General features: G+C 66.1%; 1 protein-coding gene. It reads right to left on the reverse strand.

All coding sequences use genetic code 11. From position 1 onward, the window contains the following. Window positions 1–2 precede the first annotated feature (2 nt). Window positions 3–1,232, reverse strand: coding sequence for an IS256 family transposase (locus H9Y04_RS45620; protein WP_187820143.1), 1,230 nt, complete (start codon window positions 1,230–1,232; stop codon window positions 3–5). Between the last annotated feature and the right edge of the window lie 109 nt (window positions 1,233–1,341).

The raw sequence follows: 1,341 nt of genomic DNA on the forward strand, positions 1-1,341 counted from the left end.
GGTCATGTCCCCTGTAGTGGTGTAACGGCGTCGGGTTGATCTTCTGGCTGGGGGTAGATCGAGTCCATGCCGCCTTTGGGGAGATAGCTGCGGGGGAAGGCGATCCATTCGTCGTGCATCTCGATGAGGACGGCGGTGGTGAGGCGTTCGAGGGCAGGCGGGTTGGGGAAGATCTGGACGACGTCGACGCGGCGCTTGATCTCGCGGTTGACCCGCTCCAGGGGGTTGGTGGACTGGATCTTCTTCCAATGTCGCTCGGGGAAGTCCGCGAACGCGGTCAGGTCGGTCTTGGCCTCCAGGAGCATGTCCCTGACCTTGGGGAACTTTCGTCCGAGCATGTCGGCGACGGTGTCGAGCTGGGATCGGACCAGTTCGGCGGTGGGCTGGGCGAAGATCGTGCGGATCGTCGCGGCCACCATCTCCCCGGAGTCCTTGGGGATCACCGCGAAGGTGTTGCGCGGGAAATGAACGCGGCATCGCTGGTAGGCGGCGCCGAGCATGACCTTGCGGACGGCCGTGACCAGGCCCAGGTGGTGGTCGCCGATGACCAGGCGGACCCCGCTCAGTCCGCGGGAGCGGAGCGAGCGCAGGAACTCGCTCCAGAACACCTCGGTTTCGCTGTCCCCGACCATGACTCCGAGGACTTCGCGGCCGCCATCCTCGGTGATGCCGGTGGCGATGACCACGGCCTGGGAGACGATCTGGTGGTCGACCCGGGCCTTGCAGTAGGTGGCGTCGAGGTAGATGTAGGGGAAGCGGGTGTGGTCCAGGGGGCGGGTGCGGAAGATGGTCAGCTCCGCGTCGAGGTCGCCGCAGATCCTCGAGACCTCGGACTTGGAGATCCCGGTGTCCCCGCCCAACGCTTTGACCAGGTCGTCCACGCTGCGGGTGGACACACCGTGGACGTATGCCTCCATGATGACGGCGTAGAGGGCTTGGTCGATGCGCCGCCGGCGTTCCAGCAGGGACGGGAAGAACGACCCGGTGCGGACCTTGGGGATCGCCAGGTCCAGATCGCCGGCCTGCGTGGTCAGCAGCCTCTCGCGGTGCCCGTTGCGCCAGGTCGTGCGGGTCTCGGTGTGCTCGCCGGGCTCTGCACCGATGTGGGCAGTGGCCTCGGCCTCGATGAGTTCCTGCAGGATCCGCTGGGCCAGGACCCTGACCAACTCGATTCCGTCTGCCGTACGCAGTGCCTCCATGAGGCGGAGTAAGTCATGCTGGGACAAGGCCATCGCGTCACCTCTCTCAACGAGCTTCTCTACTCGGAGAGTTGCGCGGTGGCCGCCCCATGACCAGGGGCTACGCGGAGATCGCGGCTACACCACCCAGCGGGACACCATC

Origin of the sequence: Streptomyces polyasparticus (genome assembly GCF_014493765.1) — a bacterium.
Taxonomy (GTDB): domain Bacteria; phylum Actinomycetota; class Actinomycetes; order Streptomycetales; family Streptomycetaceae; genus Streptomyces; species Streptomyces polyasparticus.

Bases quoted from the DNA above. Each gene is read 5' to 3' on its own strand.
- H9Y04_RS45620 (WP_187820143.1), bottom strand. From the start codon at position 1,232: ATGGCCTTGTCCCAGCATGACTTACTCCGCCTCATGGAGGCACTGCGT.